22 protein-coding genes are annotated in these 21,154 nt (G+C 71.2%); 14 read left to right on the plus strand and 8 right to left on the minus strand.

Annotation, left to right across the window (positions count from 1 at the left end):
• Nucleotides 1–12: 12 nt before the first annotated feature.
• The 3 genes from AB0F88_RS40630 to AB0F88_RS40640 form a co-directional block, all read right to left on the minus strand.
• Complete coding sequence (locus AB0F88_RS40630; protein ID WP_362696783.1) at nt 13–1,380, minus strand: MFS transporter; 1,368 nt, start codon at nt 1,378–1,380, stop codon at nt 13–15.
• Nucleotides 1,377–1,907 carry a MarR family transcriptional regulator gene (locus AB0F88_RS40635; RefSeq protein WP_362696785.1) on the minus strand — a complete coding sequence of 177 codons (531 nt, stop codon included), beginning with the start codon at nt 1,905–1,907 and terminating at the stop codon, nt 1,377–1,379. The genes AB0F88_RS40630 and AB0F88_RS40635 overlap by 4 nt, the downstream gene beginning before the upstream one ends.
• A 157-nt stretch (nt 1,908–2,064) precedes the next feature.
• Nucleotides 2,065–2,430, minus strand: a complete 366-nt coding sequence (locus AB0F88_RS40640; RefSeq protein ID WP_362696787.1) for a BBE domain-containing protein — start codon at nt 2,428–2,430, stop codon at nt 2,065–2,067.
• Here AB0F88_RS40640 and AB0F88_RS40645 point away from each other — a divergent pair.
• Nucleotides 2,387–2,677 carry a helix-turn-helix transcriptional regulator gene (locus tag AB0F88_RS40645; RefSeq protein WP_362696789.1) on the plus strand — a complete coding sequence of 97 codons (291 nt, stop codon included), beginning with the start codon at nt 2,387–2,389 and terminating at the stop codon, nt 2,675–2,677. The two genes, AB0F88_RS40640 and AB0F88_RS40645, sit on opposite strands and share 44 nt — an antisense overlap.
• A gap of 51 nt (nt 2,678–2,728) precedes the next feature.
• On the opposite strand, the gene AB0F88_RS40650 is transcribed toward AB0F88_RS40645, so the two are convergent.
• A complete protein-coding gene (locus AB0F88_RS40650) occupies nt 2,729–3,418 on the minus strand; it encodes a DUF998 domain-containing protein (protein ID WP_362696791.1) in 690 nt (229 codons plus the stop codon).
• Between the two features lie 73 nt (nt 3,419–3,491).
• Between AB0F88_RS40650 and AB0F88_RS40655 the strand changes: the two genes are divergently transcribed.
• Together AB0F88_RS40655 and AB0F88_RS40660 are read left to right on the plus strand one after the other, a co-directional pair.
• Nucleotides 3,492–4,067, plus strand: a complete 576-nt coding sequence (locus AB0F88_RS40655; RefSeq protein WP_362696793.1) for a MarR family transcriptional regulator — start codon at nt 3,492–3,494, stop codon at nt 4,065–4,067.
• A gap of 90 nt (nt 4,068–4,157) precedes the next feature.
• Nucleotides 4,158–4,565 (plus strand): hypothetical protein, encoded by a 408-nt coding sequence (locus AB0F88_RS40660; RefSeq protein WP_362696795.1) that lies wholly within the window; start codon nt 4,158–4,160, stop codon nt 4,563–4,565.
• A gap of 287 nt (nt 4,566–4,852) precedes the next feature.
• On the opposite strand, the gene AB0F88_RS40665 is transcribed toward AB0F88_RS40660, so the two are convergent.
• A complete protein-coding gene (locus AB0F88_RS40665; protein ID WP_362696797.1) occupies nt 4,853–5,449 on the minus strand; it encodes a CHRD domain-containing protein in 597 nt (198 codons plus the stop codon).
• A 407-nt stretch (nt 5,450–5,856) separates the two neighbouring features.
• Between AB0F88_RS40665 and AB0F88_RS40670 the strand changes: the two genes are divergently transcribed.
• Nucleotides 5,857–7,233 carry a xylan 1,4-beta-xylosidase gene (locus AB0F88_RS40670; RefSeq protein ID WP_362696799.1) on the plus strand — a complete coding sequence of 459 codons (1,377 nt, stop codon included), beginning with the start codon at nt 5,857–5,859 and terminating at the stop codon, nt 7,231–7,233.
• A gap of 342 nt (nt 7,234–7,575) precedes the next feature.
• Entirely contained in the window at nt 7,576–8,928 is a 1,353-nt protein-coding gene (locus AB0F88_RS40675) for a PHB depolymerase family esterase (RefSeq protein WP_362696801.1), read from the plus strand.
• 233 nt (nt 8,929–9,161) lie between these two features.
• On the opposite strand, the gene AB0F88_RS40680 is transcribed toward AB0F88_RS40675, so the two are convergent.
• The 3 genes from AB0F88_RS40680 to AB0F88_RS40690 are packed head-to-tail and all read right to left on the minus strand — an operon-like array spanning nt 9,162 to nt 12,224.
• Complete coding sequence (locus AB0F88_RS40680; RefSeq protein WP_362696803.1) at nt 9,162–9,986, minus strand: carbohydrate ABC transporter permease; 825 nt, start codon at nt 9,984–9,986, stop codon at nt 9,162–9,164.
• Nucleotides 9,983–10,888: a sugar ABC transporter permease gene (locus AB0F88_RS40685; RefSeq protein ID WP_362696805.1), complete on the minus strand. Its 906-nt coding sequence runs from the start codon at nt 10,886–10,888 to the stop codon at nt 9,983–9,985. The genes AB0F88_RS40680 and AB0F88_RS40685 overlap by 4 nt, the downstream gene beginning before the upstream one ends.
• A 16-nt stretch (nt 10,889–10,904) precedes the next feature.
• Complete coding sequence (locus tag AB0F88_RS40690; RefSeq protein WP_362696807.1) at nt 10,905–12,224, minus strand: extracellular solute-binding protein; 1,320 nt, start codon at nt 12,222–12,224, stop codon at nt 10,905–10,907.
• A gap of 347 nt (nt 12,225–12,571) precedes the next feature.
• Between AB0F88_RS40690 and AB0F88_RS40695 the strand changes: the two genes are divergently transcribed.
• The 9 genes from AB0F88_RS40695 to AB0F88_RS40735 all read left to right on the plus strand — a co-directional run bounded on the left by AB0F88_RS40695 (nt 12,572) and on the right by AB0F88_RS40735 (nt 21,055).
• On the plus strand, nt 12,572–12,715 hold the full coding sequence (locus tag AB0F88_RS40695) for a hypothetical protein (RefSeq protein WP_362696809.1): 144 nt from the start codon (nt 12,572–12,574) through the stop codon (nt 12,713–12,715).
• A 47-nt stretch (nt 12,716–12,762) separates the two neighbouring features.
• Complete coding sequence (locus tag AB0F88_RS40700) at nt 12,763–13,473, plus strand: FCD domain-containing protein (RefSeq protein WP_362696811.1); 711 nt, start codon at nt 12,763–12,765, stop codon at nt 13,471–13,473.
• Nucleotides 13,474–13,555: 82 nt separating this feature from the next.
• On the plus strand, nt 13,556–14,701 hold the full coding sequence (dgoD, locus tag AB0F88_RS40705; protein ID WP_362696813.1) for a galactonate dehydratase: 1,146 nt from the start codon (nt 13,556–13,558) through the stop codon (nt 14,699–14,701).
• A 165-nt stretch (nt 14,702–14,866) separates the two neighbouring features.
• A complete protein-coding gene (locus AB0F88_RS40710; protein ID WP_362696815.1) occupies nt 14,867–15,835 on the plus strand; it encodes a sugar kinase in 969 nt (322 codons plus the stop codon).
• Nucleotides 15,832–16,425, plus strand: a complete 594-nt coding sequence (locus AB0F88_RS40715) for a bifunctional 4-hydroxy-2-oxoglutarate aldolase/2-dehydro-3-deoxy-phosphogluconate aldolase (RefSeq protein WP_362696817.1) — start codon at nt 15,832–15,834, stop codon at nt 16,423–16,425. The genes AB0F88_RS40710 and AB0F88_RS40715 overlap by 4 nt, the downstream gene beginning before the upstream one ends.
• A 191-nt stretch (nt 16,426–16,616) precedes the next feature.
• Nucleotides 16,617–18,131, plus strand: a complete 1,515-nt coding sequence (locus tag AB0F88_RS40720) for a choice-of-anchor A family protein (RefSeq protein ID WP_362696819.1) — start codon at nt 16,617–16,619, stop codon at nt 18,129–18,131.
• Between the two features lie 70 nt (nt 18,132–18,201).
• Complete coding sequence (locus AB0F88_RS40725) at nt 18,202–18,858, plus strand: GNAT family N-acetyltransferase (protein WP_362696821.1); 657 nt, start codon at nt 18,202–18,204, stop codon at nt 18,856–18,858.
• A 277-nt stretch (nt 18,859–19,135) separates the two neighbouring features.
• Complete coding sequence (locus tag AB0F88_RS40730; protein ID WP_362696823.1) at nt 19,136–19,810, plus strand: hypothetical protein; 675 nt, start codon at nt 19,136–19,138, stop codon at nt 19,808–19,810.
• Between the two features lie 3 nt (nt 19,811–19,813).
• Entirely contained in the window at nt 19,814–21,055 is a 1,242-nt protein-coding gene (locus AB0F88_RS40735; RefSeq protein WP_362696825.1) for a copper amine oxidase, read from the plus strand.
• Nucleotides 21,056–21,154 lie beyond the last annotated feature (99 nt).

Here is a 21,154-nt window from a genome sequence, read left to right on the forward strand (position 1 = left end):
GCTCCTGGCTCCTCATGGTTCGCCGGTGACGTCCGTCGCCTGCGCGGGAGCGGTCTTCTGCCCGGGAGCCGTCGCCTCCGGGGGCGGCGGGCCCTCGTGCGCGGGCGGGACGCGGTAGTCGCGCAGGGGGCGGTTGACCAGGCCGACGGTGACGACGGCCAGCGCGGCTCCCAGGCCCCCCACGACGAGCGCCACGGGCGCGGACGTCAGGGAGGCGAGAAGTCCCCCGCGGAAGTTGCCGATCTCGGGGCCGGCGACGCCGATGACGTGCTCGACCGAGGAGACCCGCCCGCGGTACTGGTCGGGGGTCTCGAGCTGGACCAGCGCGCCCCGGGTGACCACGGAGACGGTGTCGGCCGCACCGGCGAGAACCAGGCAGCCGAGGGCGAGCCAGAGGGGCCCGGCCAGGCCGAAGCCGGCGAGGGCCAGACCCCAGACCGTGGCCGCGAGGAGCTGGACGAGGCCACCGCGACGGAGCCGGGTCACGGTCCCGGAGAGCAGGCCCGCCCCCAGCCCGCCGACCGCGATCGCGGACAGGAAGAGTCCCAGGGTCTGGGGCGCGCCCTCGAAGCGGATCTCGTTGACCAGGGGGAAGAGCGCGATCGGCATGGCCAGGAGGGTGGCGGCGAGGTCGGTGGCGAGGGAGCCCCACAGGGTGGGGCGCCGGAGGATGATCCGCCAGCCTCCCCGGGCCGGGCCGCGCTCCCGGCGCTCCCGGCGCTCCCGGCGCTCCCGGCGCCCGCCGTACCCGGACGGCCGGTCGTCGCCGGCGCGCAGCACGGCCATCGGAGGCAGCCGGACCACCGCGACCAGCGACGCGACGGCGGCGAGGGCCTGGATCGCGTACGCGGCGGGGTAGTGCCACCGCGCGAGCACGAGACCGGCGAGGGCGGGCCCGAGGAGCATGGAGGCCTGGAAGGCGACGTTCTGCAGGGCGAGCCCGGCGGCGACCTGGTCGGCGGGGAGCAGCCGGACGGGGAAGGTGCGCTTCGCCGGGGCTCCGAGCGCCGCGCAGCCGGACTGGGCGGCGACCAGGACGAGCAGCAGCAGGACCGACCGGTTGCCCGCGGCGGCCTGCGCCACGAGGCCCGCGGCCAGCAGGACCTGGCCCGCGGTGGTGGCACGGACCAGGGTCCTGCGGTCGACGGCGTCGGCGAGCGATCCGCCGACCAGGCCGAGGACGAGAAGGGGTACGGCTGTCGCGAGGCCGATGGCGCCGGTCCAGAGCGGGCTGCGCGTGAGCTCCCAGACCTGCAGCAGGACGGCGACGCCGGCGATCCGCTGGCCGAGCGAGGAGAGGGAGGAGCCGATCCACAGGTCGCGGAACGGCCGGCTGCTTCGCAGGGGGCGGACGTCGATCAGCCGCTCGCGCCAGGTCACGGGTGCGGCTCCCCCACCGGGGCGGCCGGGGGCGCCGGGGCGGCGGGAGGCTCGTCGAGGTGGGCCAGGATCCGATCCCGCATGGGCCGCCGCTCCAGGGCACGTTCCAGCTCGGCGACGACGGCGCTGAGCGCGTGCGGGATCTCGTCGTCGAGTTCGGCGACGGCGGCCTCGGTCGCGCGCCACTCGGCTTCGAGGAAGGGGATGAGCGCGCGGCCCCGGTCGGTCAGAGTGATGCGGCGCGTGCGCGCGTCGGTGCCGGACTCGGAGTCGACCAGTCCCTCGCGCCGCATCGCGGTGAGCGTCTGGCTCATCGCCGAGTGCGAGCGGCCCAGCGATTCCGCCAGCTCGCGGATCGTGAGCGGCCCGGTGTGCGCGAGGCGGATCAGCGGATAGGCGAACCGGGGACGGACGCCCCGGATGCCCCGGTCGGTGTACAACGACTCGATCTGGGCGTCCAGGGCGGCCATCAGGGCGTGAACCGCGTCCCACCGCCCGGGCGAGGCGGTGGGATCCAGAGATGTCATAGCGCTAATATAACAGCGGTCACATAATCTTTCCCCGTTGCGGCCTGTTGACGACGACCGCGCCTCCCGGTCCCGGGACGGCCCGCGCGCCACGCGTCTCGACCGCCTCTCCGGCGGGTACGGCCATGCGAACGGGCCCGGCCCCTCCCGGGCACGGTCAGCCGGCCGGCGTGACGGAGTGGTTGGCGTGGATCAGGTCGGTGGGGTCGTAGGCGGCCTTGATCCGCTGCAGCCTGATGTGGGTCTCGAGGCGGTCGAACCTCGGCCCGGACCGTTCGGTGAAGTTGCGGTAGGCGGTTTCCCCCTTCCAGGGGGCGAGGCCGGCACTCACCTCGTCGAGGGCGGCGTGCACGGCGGCCACCGCGCTCGCGTCCGGGATGATCCCGGCGGCGGCCCGGCTGCGGGGCGGTTCGGGACGCCGGCTCGTGGTGCACGCCTCGTGCCTGCGCAGCCCCAGCGGCGTGCCCGGCCCGGTGGCGGTGGTCCTGGAACCGGCGAACTCCGCGCAGATCGCCCCGATCATCGTCGAGGCGTACTGCCTGACCCCGCGCGAGCAGCAGATCACCCAGTGCGTCGCGCGCGGGCTGTCGACCGCCGACATCGCCACGGAGCTGTACCTGTCCGCCCACACGGTGCGCCACCGCCTCAAGGCGATCTTCACCAAGTTCGGCATCACCAGCCGGGGCGAACTGGTCGCCAAGCTGTTCGCCGAGCACCACGGCCCTCTGATGCACGCCCCGGACGCCGATGTGGAGCACGTCCACACCTGAGACGGTGCTCGCCGGACGTACCGCCGAGAAGCGGGCGAAGGACGCCGGGTCTCATCGGGTCACCGCCCCGCCCGTCGTCTCCTCATCGCCCGTCGCCGGGTACGCGGCGGATGCCGCCGGCGCGGACGCGGCGAGAGCGCGGCAAGCCAGGTAGGCCAGATAGGCGAAGCCGGTCAGGACGGACAGTCGCTGGAACAGTCCGGCGGGGGCGGGTGACCAGACGCCGGCGTGGTCCAGGCCGTTCAGCACACCCGCCGCGAGCCAGAGAGCGATCATCAGGCCGCCGGTGACCAGCCCGTACAACCGTGCGAAGCGACGGGAGTAGATGACGGCCGCCGCCGCGACGGAGAGGAACATGACCGGTCCGGCGATGTCGTGCAGGACGCCGTGCCAGGTCGTCCCGGCCACGGTGCCGGGAGGGCGGTACGTCCCAGGGTCGATCACGAAGAGGCCGGCGGCGAACAGGGCGAGACCGGCGGCGGTCACGGCCCGCGGGCCCCAGATCGCCGCGGGACCGTCGGTGAAGGCGGCGCGCAGACCGCGCCCGAAGACGGTGATCAGGGCGCCGCCGATCAGGAAGCCGGCGATCTGGATCCAGCCGCGACCGGACAGGGCGAGCTCGCTGATCCAGCTGCGCATCGGGTCGTACCCCGGCCGGATCCCCCCTTCAACCAGCCAGATCAGCGTGAACAGCAAGGTTCCGGCGATACCGGACCACAGCGGCAACCTGCGGGCGTCCATTCATCTGCCTTTCTCATTATCTGCCCTATGCAGATAATGCCATGCGCAGAGTATGAGCAGGTAAGGTAGACGCATGTCAAGTGCCGAACCGGTCGCCCGTCAGGTCCTGCTGGCACACCTGCAGGCCGAACTCACCCAGACGATCGCCGCGGGGATCCTGTTCCAGCAGGCGGTGGCCGACCGCCTGGGTCTCAGCCTGGGCGATTTCAAAAGCCTGACCGCGCTGACCGGGATCGAGCAGGCGACCGCCGGGGACATCGCCGCCCAGACCGGCCTGACCACCGGCGCCGTCACCCGGATGATCGACCGGCTGGAGCGGGACGGCTGGGTGCGCCGTGAGCACGACCGGCAGGACCGCCGCCGCGTGCTCGTCCGGCCGGTCCCCGAACGGCAGGCGGAGATCCGGCCGCTGTTCGAGGGCATGTCGGAGGCCTGGGCCCAGGCCCTCGCCGAATACGACGACGACCAGATCGCCATGGTGCTCGGCCTGTTCGGCCGGATGCGCGACGTCGCCCGCGAACAGGCCGCCCTCCTCCGCGAGCAGTCGCCGGAACGCGTCACCGGCCGGACACTCACTCCCGGGGCCGCGGACCCGTCCGACGACCCCCGGGACAGGAACGCCCCGCGGCCGTCCAGGAAGAGCCCCTGATCCACACCAGGGGTGTTCAGGACCTCGCAGCTCGCCGTTCAACGTCGGCTTTCGATGGAGGTGACGGAAATCAGGGACCTTCCTGAATGGATGCGACAGTTTCGCGATCCGCTCCCGAGCTGGACCCCGCCTGACGAGCTGAGGAAACCCACGCCGTCGCCGCCGATGAACCTCGCGCTCGCGATGCTGACGAGCTCGGTCATCGGGAACGATCTCGTCGACCTGGTCGGTTCCTGGATCTCCTCCATGGCCAGGCTGAACATGTGGTTCAAGCAACCCGGCCGACGGGCCCTGCGCGAAGGCGAACATCCCCGGCTTCTTGTCCTGGAGGGCGATGTGGCCGGAAGGATCCACGGTTTCTGGCAGGCGTACCTGCGCGCGGTTGAGGAGTCACGCGCGGGAGAGGAGTCGTCCAGGGGGGTCGCCGAGCCCGAGTACCAGGCACTGCTCGACGCGGTGCGCGACGGGACACGGGCCATTCAGGCCGCGATGGAATAAGGGACCGAGAGGCCGGGGCGCGGACCTCCGGACCGATGTGTCCAAGGAGAGCTGGACATCCGCCGTGCAGGACGCGAGCGAGGGCCTGTCACTGCCCGAACCCGCCTCCACTTGAAGTTCAACACCGCCCTGCCTGCACGACTCGCCGGGCGTACTCCGGCCGTCCGGCCGGCGGGCTTCGAAGGGGCCGCCGCCCTGCTGAGCCGGCCGCAGCGGTTTTCCGTCCTTACGGCCTGACTCGTACGCGGTCCGGCGGCGGTGCCTCTCCGGTTCCTCGAATCGGCGGGTTACCAGCGGCCGCCGTTGGTGAGCTGGCCGCGGACCGCGCCGTCGGGGAACTGCTTGGTGTGCAGGTTGGCGTACCAGTTCCTCGGGTTGCTCTTGATGCCCCGCAGCAGGCTGGAGTCCTTGACGACGACGGAGCCGAAGCTCGTGTTGCCGCGGATCTTGCCGTTGGACAGCAGGTCGATGACGACGGGGCCGTTCTTGCCCGCCTTGCCCTTGTGGATGTGGAAGGCGCTGGGCTTGGCGGTCCGCTTCCACTGAACGAAGTAGTAGAAGCGGTTCCCGTGGATGCGGAACTTCGCGATCGCCACGCCGTCCCGGTCGTTGACCTTCTTACCCGGCTCAGGGACCTCGTTCCTGCCCAGGAGCCCGGCGGCGAAGTAGTACTTCTTGGCCTGGACGGTCTGGGAGGCCTGGGAGGCCTGGGACACCTGGCCGGTCGCCTCGCCGGTGATCGAGGCGGCGGGCGCGGCCGCCGCCTGGGCGGGCACCGCCAGCGCACCGGCGGCCAGGGCCACCGTCGCCGCGCCCACCGCCGCGCGGCTCATCGCGAGCTTCCAGGAGATACGTCCGTTGCCGAGCTGTTCACGAGCATTCATGAGGGCCTCCGCCTTGTTTTCGCCATTTTTGCCGTGCCGTTTTTCCCTGACACCGCAGACCGTTTTTCTGGACACCGCAGACACTAGGGAGTCAGCTGCCGTTGTTATGCGTACAAATCCACACATAAGGCGAGGGTGGCCAAGGTCACATGGCGTCCTCGAAAACCCCTCAAACCCACTCACCTCCGCCGAGCGAAGCACCACAGAACCGGGCAGATCGCTTGAAGTAGACGGCGTAGGCCGGATCTCGGCGGTGGCGCGCCACCCACCGATCCCGGGCCCCCGGGGGAACGTTTCCGCAGGTCGGCTGGGACACTTGCCGGTGAGCCGCGTTCCTGTACGACGCTCTTACATCGCCTGTGGAACGCTCGGTGCAAAGCGAATGCTGAAGATCGGGTGGGTATCAGGTGTCATCAGGTAGCGGGGGATCCACATGGCGGCGTCCCGTCCGGGCGATCGCCTCGGCGGCGGGGGTCGTCGCACTGGCACTCGTGGCGGCGAGTTGTTCCTCCGGCGACACCGCCGACCAGGCGGATCCCGTCGTACGGCAGCCGGCCGCCGCCTCGCCGGCACCCGCCACCACGATCCAGAAGGCGCCGCCGGTCGACCCCGCGTGGCCCCGCTGGGGGTTCACCCACACGGGGGTGAGCGCCAACAACGTCACCGAGCAGTTCGAGCAGGTCGTGGCCGGGGCACTCGCGCGGACCCCGATGCTGCAGAACCAGCACATCATGGGGTTCGGGGCGCTCAACCCCCAGCCTCGCCCGCAGGAGTACTTCTGGGAGGACCTCGACAGCCGGACGAACCTCATGAGGAAGTCCGGCGGCACGCAGGTCATCACGCTCTGCTGCGCCCCCGACTGGATGAAGGGCGGCCCCGAGGGCCCGACCTCGGACGCGGGCTGGGCCGAGCATCTGGAGGACGCCCCCTATCCCAAGCACTTCGACGACTTCGCCAAGCTGTCGGCGACCGTCGCCACCAAGTACCGCGACGTCAAGTACTTCATGGTCTGGAACGAGTTCAAGGGCTTCTGGAAGGACCACTCCAAGCCCGCGGACTTCAAGGGCTACACCACGCTCTACAACAAGGTCTACGACGCGGTGAAGGCGGCCCGGCCCGACGCCCAGGTCGGCGGGCCCTACCTCGGCTTCGACAGCAACAGGACGGGCAAATCCGAGTTGCGGGGGCCGTGGGGGGTCGTCAACCAGAACGCCCTGGACGCCTTCGAGTACTGGTTCAAGAACAAGAAGGGCGCCGACTTCGTCGTGGTCGACGGCGCCTCGCTGACCGACGCGCACGAGATGCTGCCCGACGCGTTCGGAGCGCTGGGCAAGTTCGGCGCGGTCACCACCTGGCTGCGGGAAAGGACCGGTGACATGCCGGTCTGGTGGGCGGAGTGGTACTTCGTCCCCGAGGACAAGACCACCTGGCCCGAGCCGATGCGACTCGCCGTCCAGGCCGCCTCGATGATCGAGTTCGCCGAGAGCGGCGCCGCCACGGCGCTGTACTGGAACCCGCAGTCCGTGAAGGGCTGCCAGGGGTGCATGTGGGACCCGAAGACCGGTGCCATGCTCCCCACCGGCAAGCTGGTGAGCGACTTCACCACCTGGTTCCCGGCCGGGGCCGAGCTGGAGAAGGTCACCTCCTCCGCTCCCGGGATCCGGGTGCTGGCCCAGCCGAAGAAGCTGCTGATGGTCAACACCACCAAGGCGGAGACCACCACGACCGTGGACGGCAGGGAGTTCACCCTCCGGCCCTACGAGATCAGGTGGAGCGATCGCTGAACCCCTCGGCGGCCCGGTTCGAAGGAGACGGCCGCCGGCCCGGGCACGGAAACTTTCATCAGACCATGCGGGGACGCCTCCGCCGGTTCCGGCATCGGCCGCGTCCTTCACCTGCGAGGAAATGGCACGGACAGGGAGCAGGAGCCGGAGCCGCGCCCGTGCCCGCCCGCCGGTGATTGAAAATTTCGGCGAACAACTTTAACTTTCGGCGACAAGTGAGACGTCGAACGCCGGGGCCGTGACGGTCGGGGGGCCCGGCGATCGGCCGTAGCCGAGAGGAGATCGACGATGTCCGACAGCGATGTTCCACGCCGGGCCCGGCCGGGACCGGGGAGCGGTCGGATGAGAACGGCCCTGCGCGCGGTGTGCGCGGCCCTCCCCCTCCTGCTCGGCCTGGCACTGACGACCTCGGCAGCGTCCTCGGCGTCCTCGGCGTCCTTGGCGTCCTCGGCGTCCTCCGCCTCCCTGGTGGAGGTCACCGGCTTCGGGACGAACCCCAGCAACCTGCGGATGCACCTCTACGTCCCGGATCGGGTGGCGCCCCGGCCCCCCATCCTGCTGGCGGTGCACTACTGCACCGGTTCCGGCCCGGCCTTCCACTCCGGCACGCAGTTCGCCTCGCTGGCCGACCGGTACGGGTTCATCGTGATCTACCCGTCGGCCACCCGCAGCGGGAGTTGTTTCGACGTCTCCTCCCCCGAGGCGCTCAGGCGCGGCGGCGGGAGCGACCCGGTCGGGCTCATGTCGATGGTGACCTACGTCCAGCAGCGCCACAACGCGGACCCCTCGCGGGTCTACGTGACCGGCGCCTCCTCCGGCGCGATGATGACCGAGGTCCTGCTGGGCCTGTACCCGGACGTGTTCAAGGCCGGAGCGGCCTTCATGGGCGTGCCCTTCGGCTGCTTCGCGAGTTCCTCGGGGTGGAACAGCGAGTGCGCCAACGGCACGATCGTGAAAACCCCCCAGGAGTGGGGCAACCTGGTGCGGGCCGCCTACCCCGGGTACACCGGCGCCCGGCCCCGCGTCCAGCTGTGGCACGGCACCGAGGACTCCACCCTGCGCTATCCGAACCTGGGTGAGGCGGTCAAGCAGTGGACCAACGTCCACGGCCTGAGCCAGACGCCGACCTCCACCGACACCCCCCGGGCGGGCTGGAACCGCAGCCGCTACGCCGACTCCACGGGCACCGTCAAGGTCGAGTCCTACAGCCTGCCGGGTGTCGGGCACAACCTGCCGCAGAGCGGGATGGCCGAGTCCGCGATCCAGTTCTTCGGCCTGGACACCTCCGACCCCACACCCACACCGACCCCCACTCCCACTCCCACTCCCACTCCCACACCGACCCCCACACCCACGCCGACCCCCACCCCCACGCCGGGCACCTCCTCCTGCCGGGTCACCTACAGCGCCAACAGCTGGAACACCGGTTTCACCGCCAACCTGTCCGTCACCAACACCGGCACCTCGGCGATCAACGGCTGGGAGCTGAGGTTCACCTTCCCCGGGAACCAGCAGGTCACCCAGGGCTGGAGCGCCACCTGGACGCAGTCCGGCCAGGTAGTGACCGGCCGCAACGCCCCCTACAACGGCACCCTGAACCCCGGACAGTCCGCCGGGATCGGTTTCAACGGCGCCTACAGCGGCACCAACGCCGCCCCCGGCTCGTTCACCCTCAACGGCTCGCCGTGTAGCTGACCCCCAGGACACGGCGGGAAACATCCCGGCCCCGGGTCTCGGCCCCCGGGGAACCGGTCTTCCCGCCTCTCCCGGTGACAGGCCCGCCGATCGGTGGCGGGCCTGTCACCGGCCCCCGGGGGAGGGCGTCAGGACGAGCGCGGGAGCGGGTCGCGTTCTCGTACGCCCGGCTCGCCCCGCGGATGCCGGCAGTCTCCGCCACCGGGCCGGGGCCGCCGAAGGGGCGTACCGCGTCACTTGACCGCTCCGATCGCGAGGCCCGAGATGAAGTGCCGCTGGAACCGCAGGAACACCAGGAGCGTCGGCACCGCGGCGATGATCGTGCCGGCCGCGATGACGTTCCAGGAGGAGACGAACTGGCCCTGCAGCCCGAGCAGCGCCGGGGTGACCGGCATCCTGGTGTCCGTACGCAGCACGGTGATCGCCCACAGCAGGTCGTTGAAGATCCAGGTGAAGGAGAGGGCGCCGAGCGCGGCCAGCGCGGGCCTGGTCAGTGGCAGCACGATGCGCCAGAAGACCTGCGCGACGCCCGCGCCGTCGATGGTGGCCGCCTCCTGGATCGCACCGGGCAGCTCGCGCATGAAACCGTGCAGGACGAAGGTGTAGAAGCCGAGGCCGAACGCGACGTGCACGGCGACCAGCGCGGCGAGCGTGTCGTACGTGCCGGTGAGCTCGGCGAACTTGGAGACCGGGATGAGCAGGATCTGCGGAGGCAGCAGGTTGCCCGCGAGCATGACCAGCAGCAGCGTGCGGCGGAACGGGATCCGGTAGCGGCTCAGCGCGAACGCCGCCATCGCCGCGAGCAGCAGGCTCAGCGCCACCGCGGGCACGGTCACCAGGAAGCTGTTGACGAGTGACTGGAGCTGGCCGCCGTCGCTCCACGCCTGACGGTAGGTGTCGAACGTGAACGAGCGGGGCAGGCTGCCCACGCCGTTGGCGGCCACGTCGTCGAAGGTGCGCAGCGAGGTGAGCACCACCCAGATGATCGGTGACAGCCAGAGCAGCGACAGCAGCGTCATGCCCCCGTGGAAGGCACCGGTCCGAAGTCCTCTTGTCATGATTCCTCCCGGAACGCACGGACCAGGTAACCGAGGATCACGACGAGCGCGAGCGCGAAGATGACCACCGCGATGGCCGAGCCGTAGCCGAGGCGCAGGCTCTGGAACGCCGCCGAGTACATGTAGGTGCTCAGCAGCTCGGACGAGTGGTACGGCCCGCCCCTGGTGAGCGCCCAGACGATGTCGAAGGAGCGCAGCGAGTCGATGACGATCACCGAGAGCACGACCGCGTTGACCCCGCGCAGCTGCGGGAGGGTGACGTTCCTGAGCCGCTGCCAGCCCCCGGCCCCGTCCACCTTGGCCGCCTCGTACAGGGCCGGGTCGATCGCCTTGAGGCCGGCCAGGTAGAGCACCATGACGTAGCCGATCTGCCGCCAGAGGGCGGGCAGGATCACCGCGTAGAGCGCGGTGTCCGGGTCGGCGAGCCAGGGGCGGCTCAGGTGCTCCAGCCCGACCGCGACGAGGACCTGGTCGGCCAGCCCGTCCGGCTGGTAGAAGACCCGCCACACCAGCGCGGTCACGACCAGCGAGAAGACGACCGGGGTGAACAGCGCCGCCCGGTAGAAGCCGACGCCCCGCCGCTCGCGCTGCAGCAGCAGCGCCATGCCGAAGCCGCCGAGCACGGAGAGCCCTCCGAAGAGCACCAGCCACAGCACGGTGTTGCCGAGCGCACCCCGGAAGATCGGGTCGCCGGCGAGCTCGGTGAAGTTGGCCAGGCCGACGAACTCGGGCGGGGTGAGCCCGTCCCAGCGCGTCAGCGACAGGTACAGACCCTGGACCGCGGGCCAGAAGACCCAGACGCTCTCCACCACGAAGGGCACCAGGACGAACACCGCGAGCAGCGGAGACAGGCGCTGGACCGATCGCCGCCGCTTCGCCGGTCCGGCCGGGGTCGCAGGCAAGGAGGTGACCGTCACGTCAGCCCTTGAAGACCTTCTGCGCGGCCGTCTGCCATTCGCTCAGGATGGTGTCGATCTCGTCGGGCTCGTCCATGAAGCGGGTCAGCGCCGTGTCGGCGGTCGGCTGCAGGGCGTCGCTGGAGTCGCGGTTGAAGAACTGGGTGAGGTCGGCGGCCTCGTCCAGCATCGCCTTGCCCTTGGCGACGAGCGGCGAGTCGGCCGCCTTGGCCTTGGGATTGGCCGGGAGCACGATGCCGGAACTGCTCGCGATGTAGAGCTCCTGCGCCTCGGCCGAGGCCAGGTAGGTGAGCAGGGCCTTGGCCCCGGCCGGATTCGCCGACTTCGCGCTGGCGAAGAAGCCGTCGGTCGGCGCCTCCTCGACGATCGGCACGCCGGGATCGATGATGGGGAACCGGAAGAAGTCCAGGTCGTCGAGGGCGTCCTTGGGGGCGGCGTCGGCGAAGAAGGTGCCGATGAGGAACATCCCGGTCTTGCCCCCGAGCAGGGCCGTGGTCGCCTCCTGGAACGGGTACGCCTTGCCCTTCGGGTCGAAGTAGGGCAGCACCTCGCGCCACTTGGCGAAGACGGCCTTCACCTTGGGGTCGTCGAAGCGCTGCTCGCCCGCGAGCAGCTCCCGGTGGAAGCCGGCCCCGTTGATCCGGATGTTCAGGTAGTCGAACCAGATGGAGGCCACCCACGGGGTGTCGCCCAGGCCGATGCCGATCGGCGGGATCCCCTTGCCCTTCAGCGTCTCGCACAGGGTGAGGAACTCGGCCCAGGTCTTCGGCTCCTGGACGCCCCACTTGGCGAAGTTGGACTTGCGGTAGAAGAAGCCCCACCAGTAGTTGTTCATCGGCACGAAGATCTGCTTGCCCGCGCCGTCGGTGGACAGCTCGCGCAGCGCCGCGGGGTAGTCGCCCATCGAGCCCCACACGTCGGACACGTCGAGCAGCAGGCCCTTGTCGGCGTAGTTGTTGGCGACCGATCCCGCGTACCAGGTGTAGAGGTCGGGCGGGTCGGCCGAGGTGAGGTAGGTCGGCAACTGGGTGCGGTAGGTCTCCGCGGCGACCGTGTTGAGCGTCGCCGTGCCCTTGCCCAGCGCGTTGAACCCGTCGACGATCTTCTGCATCGCCGCCTTGGCCTGCGGCGAGGAGAGGTTGGACTGGAGGGTGACCGGCCCGGCCGGGGCGGCACCGGACGAGGTGGCGGCGGCCGTCGCGGCGGGCTTCGTCGCGGAGGTGGCGCAGCCGCTCGCCAGCCCGGCGGCACCGAGCGCGCCCAGGCCGGCGAGCCCCATCTGCCCGAGGAACCGGCGGCGACCGGAGTCGAAGTCGCTCAAGGGTGTTCCCTCCTTCGTCGACACGTTACGTGACATTCGCTTTGTGTCGGTCATGTGAACGTCGTGAGCAGAAGGTTGCATCGGTCCCCGTCGACTGTCAATATATTTCATAATTAATGATTTAACTGAGATCGGCGGAACGACGGGAGGATGGTCGTGCACCGGCTTCCGGAGAAGATCACGCTGGTCACAGGGGTCCTGGCCGGCACCGGGGTGGCGAGCGCCCGGCGTCCCGCCGACGAGGGAGCCGCCGTGGTGCCGCGGCGGGGTCGCCGGACGCGCCGGACGCCCGGGACACGACATGCCTCGCGGGCGAGATCCGGTCCACCGGCGGGCGATCACCGTCCGTGGTCGCCGACGTCCGGGACGAGACCGGCGGGGCCGCGGCGGTCGCCGCCGTCGCGTTCCTCGCGTCGCCGGACGCGGCTCACGCGACCGGCGCCGGTCCCGTTGTGGACGGCGGCGGGACCGCGATGAAAGCCTCGGCCTGAACCATCGATCACCAACCTCGATCACCAACAGGGAAGGCGCGAAAACCTTGGCACGGTACGCACATCGCGGCGTCCACGGGCAGACCGTCGAGATCGTCGCACGGCGGATCCTCAGCGGCGGGATCGCCGAGGGCGAGACGCTCAACATCGTGGCTCTGCAGGAGGAGCTGGGTGTGAGCCTCACCGCACTGCGCGAGGCACTCAAGGTCCTCTCCGCCAAGGGCATCGTCGACGCCCGGCAGCGGCGCGGCACCTTCGTGCGGCCGCGCACCGACTGGAACCTGCTCGACGGCGACGTGATCCGCTGGCAGTTCGACGAGCACACCGACCCCCGGCTGCTGGACGAGCTGCACGAGGTACGCACCATCGTGGAACCGGCCGCCGCCCGGCTGGCCAGCGACAGGGCCACGGAGGCGGACCTCGCCGCCCTGGACGCGGCGCTCGGCGCGATGGCCGCCGCCGACGGCGACCCCGTCGCGGCCGTCGCCGCCGACCTGCTCTTCCACCGCGCGCTGCTCGCCGCCACGCACAACGAGCTGCTGGAGCGGATGGAGATCGTCATCGAGACCGGCCTGGCCGAACGGGACCGCCTCGTGCACGGCGGCGAGCACCACGACGACCCGGTGCCCAGCCACCGGGCGGTGGTCGAGGCGATCCACGACCGCGACCCGGACGCCGCCGAACGCGCCATGCGGGGGCTGCTGGCCAAGGCCGTGCACGACGTGGCCAGGATCCGCCGATCGAAGGAAGAGCAGTGAGGACCTCGCAGGACTCGAAGCTCCCGGACTCCGCACGGACGCCGGGAAACTCCCAGGACCCGGAAGACGTGAAGGAAACGCAGTGAAGATCGAGCGAGTCGAGACCTTCCTCGTCCCGCCGCGCTGGCTCTTCTGCCGCGTGGAGACCGACGAGGGCATCGTCGGCTGGGGCGAGCCGGTCGTCGAGGGCCGCGCCGAGGTGGTTCGGGCGGCGGTGGAGGTGCTCGCCGGATACCTCGTCGGCGAGGATCCCCTGCGGATCGAGCACCACTGGCAGGTGCTCACCAAGGGCGGCTTCTACCGGGGCGGCCCCGTGCTCTCCAGCGCCGTCGCGGGCCTCGACCAGGCGCTGTGGGACATCGCGGGGCAGGCGTACGGCGCCCCGGTCCACGCGCTGCTCGGCGGTCCGGTGCGCGACCGCGTCCGGGTGTACTCCTGGGTGGGCGGGGACGAGCCCGGCGAGGTGGCCGCGGAGGTCGCCGCCCAGGTCGAGGCGGGTTTCACCGCGGTCAAGATGAACGCCAGCGGCCGCCTCTCCCCCCTGCCCACCTCGGCCGAGATCGACGACGTGGTGCGGCGGCTCGCCGCCGCCAGGGAGGTGCTCGGCGCCGAGCGCGACGTGGCCGTCGACTTCCACGGCCGGGCGGGCGCGGCGGCGGTCCGCCGCATCCTCCCCGAACTCGCGGCGCTGCGGCCGCTGTTCGCGGAGGAGCCGCTGCTTCCCGAGCAGGGCCACGCCCTGCACGACGTCGTCACCTGCTCGCCGATCCCGATCGCCACCGGCGAGCGGCTGTACGGCCGCGCCGAGTTCCTCGAACCGCTGCGGGCCGGTGTCGCCGTGGTGCAGCCGGACCTCTCCCACGCGGGCGGCATCTCCGAGGTACGCCGCATCGCGGCCCTCGCCGAGACCTACGGGGCCCTCCTCGCGCCGCACTGCCCGCTCGGCCCGATCGCCCTGGCCGCGAGCGCGCAGGTCGCCTTCGCCACGCCCAACTTCCTCATCCAGGAACAGAGCGTCGGCATCCACTACCACGAGGGGGCGGACCTCCTCGACTACGTCGTCGACCCCGAGCCGTTCCGCTTCGTCGACGGGCATCTGCGCCGGATGGACGCCCCCGGCCTGGGCATCACCGTGGACGAGCGGGCGGTCCGCCGCGCCGACCGTACCGGCCACGCCTGGCGCAACCCGGTCTGGCACCACGACGACGGCTCGTTCGCCGAATGGTGACCGGCCGGCTCGCCCCGGTCCCGCCGCGCCGACGTTGACGTCCGCGTCGGGCCGGTGCCCGGCGCCGCGTCCGGCCCGGCCGGCGCGGGACCGTACCCGCCTCCGGAGCGGTGGCCTGGCGGCTCACCGCCTCCGCGTTCCACACCGACCTCAAGGACGAATGCCATGCGAATGCCTGATGTTCAGGTATCCGACATCCTCACCCTCGGAGAGACGCTCGTCAGCCTGTACGTGCAGGGGCAGCGCCTCGACAGCGCGTCCTGCCTGGCCAAGTCGATAGCCGGGGCGGAGGCGAACGTCGCCATCGGCCTGGCCAGGCTCGGCGCGCGGCCCGCGATGATCTCGCGGGTCGGTCCCGACCCCTTCGGCGTGGAGGTCCACCGCACCCTGCGCGGGGAGGGCGTGGACGTCGGCCACGTGAAGACGGGCGGGTCCCCGACGGGGATGATGGTCAAGGAGGTGCTCGGCCCGCATCTCACGAACGTGTACTACTACCGGGCCGGATCCGCCGCGACCGAGCTGACCGGCGCCGACGTGCCCGGCGAGCTCGTCGCGGCGGCCCGCCGCGTCCACGTCACGGGCGTCACGCTCGCCCTCGGAGAGGGGCCCGCCGAGGCCGTTCGCACCCTCGTCGGCCTGGCCCGCGACCACGGGGTGCCGGTGAGCTTCGACCCGAACATCCGCCGCAAGCTGTGGACCCTCGAAGAGGCCGCGGCGGCCTGCCGCACGCTGCTGCCGGACGTCGACGACCTGCTCCTCGGCGAGGACGAGGCGCTCGCCATCAGCGCGACCACCACCTGCGCGGACGCGCTGAGCGCCCTGGCCGACCTCGGCGTCCCCCGGGTCGTGATCCGTCGCGGCGAGCGCGGGTGCGTCGCCGTCGAGCGGGGCGGTGAGCCGGTCGACCTGCCCGCCCACCCGGCCCCGGCCGTCGTCGACACCGTCGGAGCGGGGGACGCGTTCACCGCGGGCTACCTGTTCGAGCTGCTCCGGGGCCGGTCCTTCGCCGACGCCCTGCGGACCGGGTCGTGGACCGCCGCCCAGGTGGTGGCCCACCGGGGCGACTACGAGGGGTTCCCCCGCCTGCACGAGTACGAGGCCTTCGTTTCAGGACAGGAAGGATTCGATCGATGATCGACCTGGTCAGATCCCACCGGCTGGTGGGGATCATCCGCAAGCGGAGCGAGGACGAGGCGCGCGCCGCCGCGACCGAGGTGCTGGCCGCGGGTGTGCGGCTCATCGAGATCACCATGACCACCCCCGGCGCGCTGCGGCTCATCCGCGAACTGGCCGGCGCGTGGCCGGACGCCGTGGTGGGCGCCGGGACCGTGCTCACGGCGCGGGCGACGGAGGAGGCGATCGAGGCCGGTGCCCGCTTCGTCGTCGCGCCCAACGTCGACCGCGCCGTCATCGAGGCCGCGCACCGCGGCGGGGCCGCCGCCATGCCCGGAGCCTTCACCCCCACCGAGGCGCTGACCGCGATGGGTTTCGGCGCGGACGTCGTCAAGCTCTACCCCGCGTCCGGGATCGGCCTGGCCGCCTTCGGCGACCTGTCCCGCGCCCTCGACCAGGTGCCCTTCATGCCGACGGGCGGGGTGACCGTACAGAACGCGCCGGAGTGGATCCGCGCGGGGGCGATCGCCGTCGGCATGGGCGACGCCCTCACCCGGGCGAGCGCCGGCGAGCTGACCGGCCTCCTGACCAGGCTCGGCGGTACGGGGTGATCGGGCGAGCCCCGCCGTGTCATCGACCCGCCGGCCAGGTGTCCGCCCTCTTCTCACCTCGAATTCGAGCCGCACAAATGACGGACACTTGACTTCCCGCAGCGCGTAAAAACTTCCGGGATTCCTAGGCTTGCCGGTCGACGAACCAGGTGAGAGAGGGATCCATGCGCGTCCTGGGCTGTTCCATCTGCTTGAGTGCCCTCGCTCTGAGCGCGGGGGTCCTTCTCCTGAGCTCCGCTTCGGCACGGGCACCGCTCAACCCGGTCAGCGGGAACAACGGTTTCACCGTCGTCGTGGAGTCGGACGCCCGGCTGGCCGGTAACGAGAACGAGGGAACGCTGGCCGTGGGCGGAGACCTCATCCTGACCGGCGACTACCGGATCGCCGGCGCGACGGCGGGCACCTACGTCGCGCCCGGCGACGCGCGGCCCACGGCGCTGGTGGTGGGTGGCCGGGTCGACTTCGCCCGGAGCATCCCCACGGGAAGGGTCCAGGTGCTCTCGAGCGGCTACGTCAAGATCGGCGACCTCTCCGGCACGTTCGTCATGGACACCGACAACAACGGCGCGCTCGTCAACACGCGAGTGAACGCGACCGGCGACTACGAGGCGCCCTCAAGGGTCGAGTTGACCGTACGCCAGCCCGTCGCCTCTGTGGGCCCCGCCTCGATATTCGACTTCCCCCAGCTTTTCGCCACCTATCGCGAGCGGGCCACGACCCTGGCCCAGTGCGCGAACACCGTGATCCTGGAGAACGCCAACGGGGTGCCCTACCCCGGGGGTGTGATCCCTCCCGGAGCCGACGCCCATGTCAACCTGACTCCCAACGTCACCAACGTCCTCCAGATCAGCGCCGCGAACCTGAGCAACATCGCCAGCCTGACCTTCGACGACCGGCCCACGGCCACCAGCCCCCTCATGATCGTCGTGGACACGACCGCCGTGGGCGGTGTCTACACCTGGGCACCGCCCAACTTCGCCGGCGTCGGAGCGGAAGAAAGCCCGTTCATCCTGCTGAACTTCCCCGACGCCACCGCCATCAACCTGCCCTCCGGCATGGGAGCCACCATCGAGGGGACGGTTTTCGCCCCGTCCGCCGCGCTGGTCGACGAGAACTCCTCCAACATCGAGGGCAACGTCATCGTCCGCGAACTGACCCACGGCACATCCACCGCCGACGGCGGAGAGATACACGACACCCCGTTCAGCACAGAACTCAACTGCGGGGCCCCCACCCCCACGCCTACTCCGACACCCACCCCGACACCGACACCCACCCCTACTCCGACACCCACCCCGACACCGACACCCACCCCCACCCCGACACCCACACCGACACCCACACCCACACCGACACCGACACCGACACCGACACCGACACCGACACCCACGGTCACACCCACACCGACACCCACGGTCACACCCACACCGATACCCACGGTCACCGTCACGGTCACGGTCACCGCCACGGCCACTGTCACGGCCACAGCCACCGCCACCAAGGAACCGGCCCTCACCCGTCCGGGATCCCCGGCCACGGGGCTGCACAGCGGTAACCACCAGTCGAACTCCCTGAAGCTGAAGCGCGACTCCCGCGACCGGCACCGGGAAGATCGGTGCCACTGCAGGCGCGGGAAGAGAACGGATCGGTGCCACGGCGAACAGGCGCGGGGATGCCTCCGGCCGCCCAAGGCCCGGGAGGGCTGACGGCGCGTCGGCCGGGAGCCCGGAGCGCGGGCCGCCGTGGCGGCGTCCCGGCGTCCCGGCGCGGCCGTCCATGCTCTCCCGAGGCGTCCGGCCGGGCGACGTGACCGGCGCCGTACGCGGCGGGGAGCGGAAGCGTTCGGGCAAGCGTTCGGGCAGGCGTTCGGGCAGGCGTTCGGGCAAGCGGGCGTTCAGCGGGCGCCAAGGCGGGTGCGCCAGCCTGGTCCGCATGCCGTTCCTCCCGAGAACCCATGAGATCCCCGCCGGTGTGGAGCACGCGAGGTTCCGCATCCGGCCCATCACGATTCACGACGCGGTGCGCGACTTCGACGCGGTGATGAGCAGCGCGGCCCGGCTGCGGGAACGCTTCCCGCTGTGGGGCTGGCCGCCCGGCGACATGACGCTGGAGGACAACCTGATCGACCTGGCCTGGCACCAGAAGGAGGCCCTGCTGCGCAGGTCGTTCAACTACGCGGTCATGAGTCCCGACGGGTCCCGCCTGCTCGGGTGCGTCTACGTCGATCCTCCGGAGAAGCGCGGGGCCGACGCCGACGTGTCGTTCTGGGTACGGGCCGACGAGGAGGGCACGGGCCTGGAGGAGGAGCTGGAGCCGGTGGTCCGCGCCTGGCTGGACGAGGCGTGGCCGTTCACCTCGGTGCGCTGGCCGGGCAGGGGGATCTCCTGGGAGGAGTGGGACCTCCTGCCGGACACGCTTCCGGCAGGTGGGTGAGGCGGGTGGGCGAGGAGCCCCCCGAGGTTCCCCCGGATTCTCCGAGGTTCCCCGAGTGCCCTCGCCCGCCCCCGGCGCCCCTTGCCTGTCTTCGCCTGCCCGGACCCGGCCGGCGAAGGCCCCGGCCCGCTCCGGCACTCCAGGCCCTGAATGCGGACAAAATCCATTAACGCCAACAAGGTAAATCAAAAGTGCAATACGCCTTTGGACCCGCCGGGACACTCCCCGATCGCTACTCTTCGCAATGAAAAGTCAACGGTGAGTAAAGAGGGCGTTCATGGGGCGAAGACTGATGGTGATGACGGTCGCGGGGGCGGGGGTGGCCGTCGTCGCCGGGGCGGTGCTGTTCCTCTCCGGCGAGCAGGGATCCCAGGCCGCGAGGTCCACCCTGCGGCTGCCCGCGCAGGAGGACCCGCTGACCGGCCAGGAGGTCGCCCAGGCCACCACGATCGCGTCGGCGGGGTCCAGATCACACATGGCCGCCGGGCGGATCAAGCTGCTCTACGTGGAGCGCGACGACGACAAGGACTCCTCCGACCGCCGCCGCGCCGACGCGTACCTCTACGACTACGGCAACGACAGGCTCATCGTGCGGACCGTCGACCTCGGCCGGGGCGAGATCGTGCGGGAGACCGTGGCGCGGGGGGTGCAACCGCCGCCGTCGAGGGAGGAGGAGACGACGGCCGCCGGTCTCCTGCTGTCCCACCCGGGATACGGCAAGCTCACGCGTGACGCGTACGCCAGGGCCGGGGGCGGCCGGCTGCGGTCGGCGGCGGACCTGGGGCTGCGCGGGCTGATCTTCACCCCGTTCGGCGAGAGCGGGCCCGCCAGGGAGTGCGAGGTCCACCGGTGCCTGCGGCTGTTCGTCCGGCTGCCCGACGGCACCTGGCTGGACACCAGCCGGATGGTCGTCGACCTGTCCGCCAAGAAGATCCACACCCTGGAGTGGTAGCCCGTGTTCCTCCGTCTCACCCTCTCCTGCGCCCTGCTCGCCGGAGGGCTCGCCGCACCGCCTTCCGCACCCGGCGCGCCGATACCTCCGCTGCCGCTCACGTCGTCCAGCGCGCCGCCACCGACCGGCGCCCCTGCGGAGACGCCGGCGGCGGCACCGGGGAGCGCCGCGCGGCCTGCGGCGACCCCCTGCAACGCGCCGTACCGCGTCGACAAGACCCTGCCCAACGGGGCGCGCTGGCAGCTCTGCTGGGAGATGCGCAACGTCGAGGGGCTGACCCTGACCAGGATCGTCTACACGCCGAAGGGCCAGCGGCCGATCACCGTGCTGCGCAGCACCTCGCTGGCCCAGATCCACGTGCCGTACGACAAGGGCCGTCCCCGCTACCACGACATCGGGTCGCTGGGCTACACCGCCATCCCGCTGCGGGCCGCCGACTGCCCGCTCGGCGAGCGTCGCGAGCAGTTCGTCTGCGTGACGACCAGGGCACGCGGCCACGCGTACCTGAAGGCGCTCCCCGATCAGCTGAACAAGACGGCTCAGGGGCGTGACCTGGTGGTGTTCGCCGCCTTCCAGGTCGGCTGGTACACCTACCTGGCCGAATGGGCCTTCTCCGACGACGGCGCGATCACCCCGCGGGTGGGGGCCACCGGGTCGCTCGCCGGGTTCACCACCACGCCCGAGCACGGCTGGCCCATCGGGGTGGGCGCGAGCGGGTTCGAGGCGAGCCACACCCACAACATCTTCTGGCGCCTGGACTTCGACGTGGCGGGCCGGGCGGACGACGTCGTGGAGCAGTACGACTTCAGCGGCTCCGGCACCGCGAGCCGGAAGATCCTGCGGACGGCCTTCACGGCGGAGGCCAAGTCCGTCAGCAGGCCGATGCGCTGGTGGCGGGTGGTCGACAGGAAGGTGCGCAACGCCGACGGGCATCGCGTCTCCTGGGAGATCAACAACTCCGACACCGCCCAGTACCGGGGTCCCGCCGACGAGGCCTTCACCCGGGCCGATCTCTACGTCACCGACTACCGCTCCTGCGAGCGGCTGGCGACGGTCAACCCGGCTCCCGGGTGCGCCCGGTCCGTCGACCGCTACACCAACGGGGAGCGGCTCGCCGACCCGGTGCTGTGGGTCAACGTCGGCTACCACCACGTCCCCCGCGACGAGGACGCCGACCCCATGCCGAGCCACTGGCAGGGGTTCCGCATCACCCCGCGCGACGTCACCGCCAAGAACCCGCACTGACCGCGCCCGGCCGTTCCCCGTCCTCGTCGTTCCCGGCGGTCGCCGGCGTTCCGGCCGTGGCGGGAGCCACGGTCACCGGCGGCGGCCCGAACCCGCGCA

Source organism: Streptosporangium sp. NPDC023963 (assembly GCF_040639135.1).
Lineage (GTDB): Bacteria > Actinomycetota > Actinomycetes > Streptosporangiales > Streptosporangiaceae > Streptosporangium.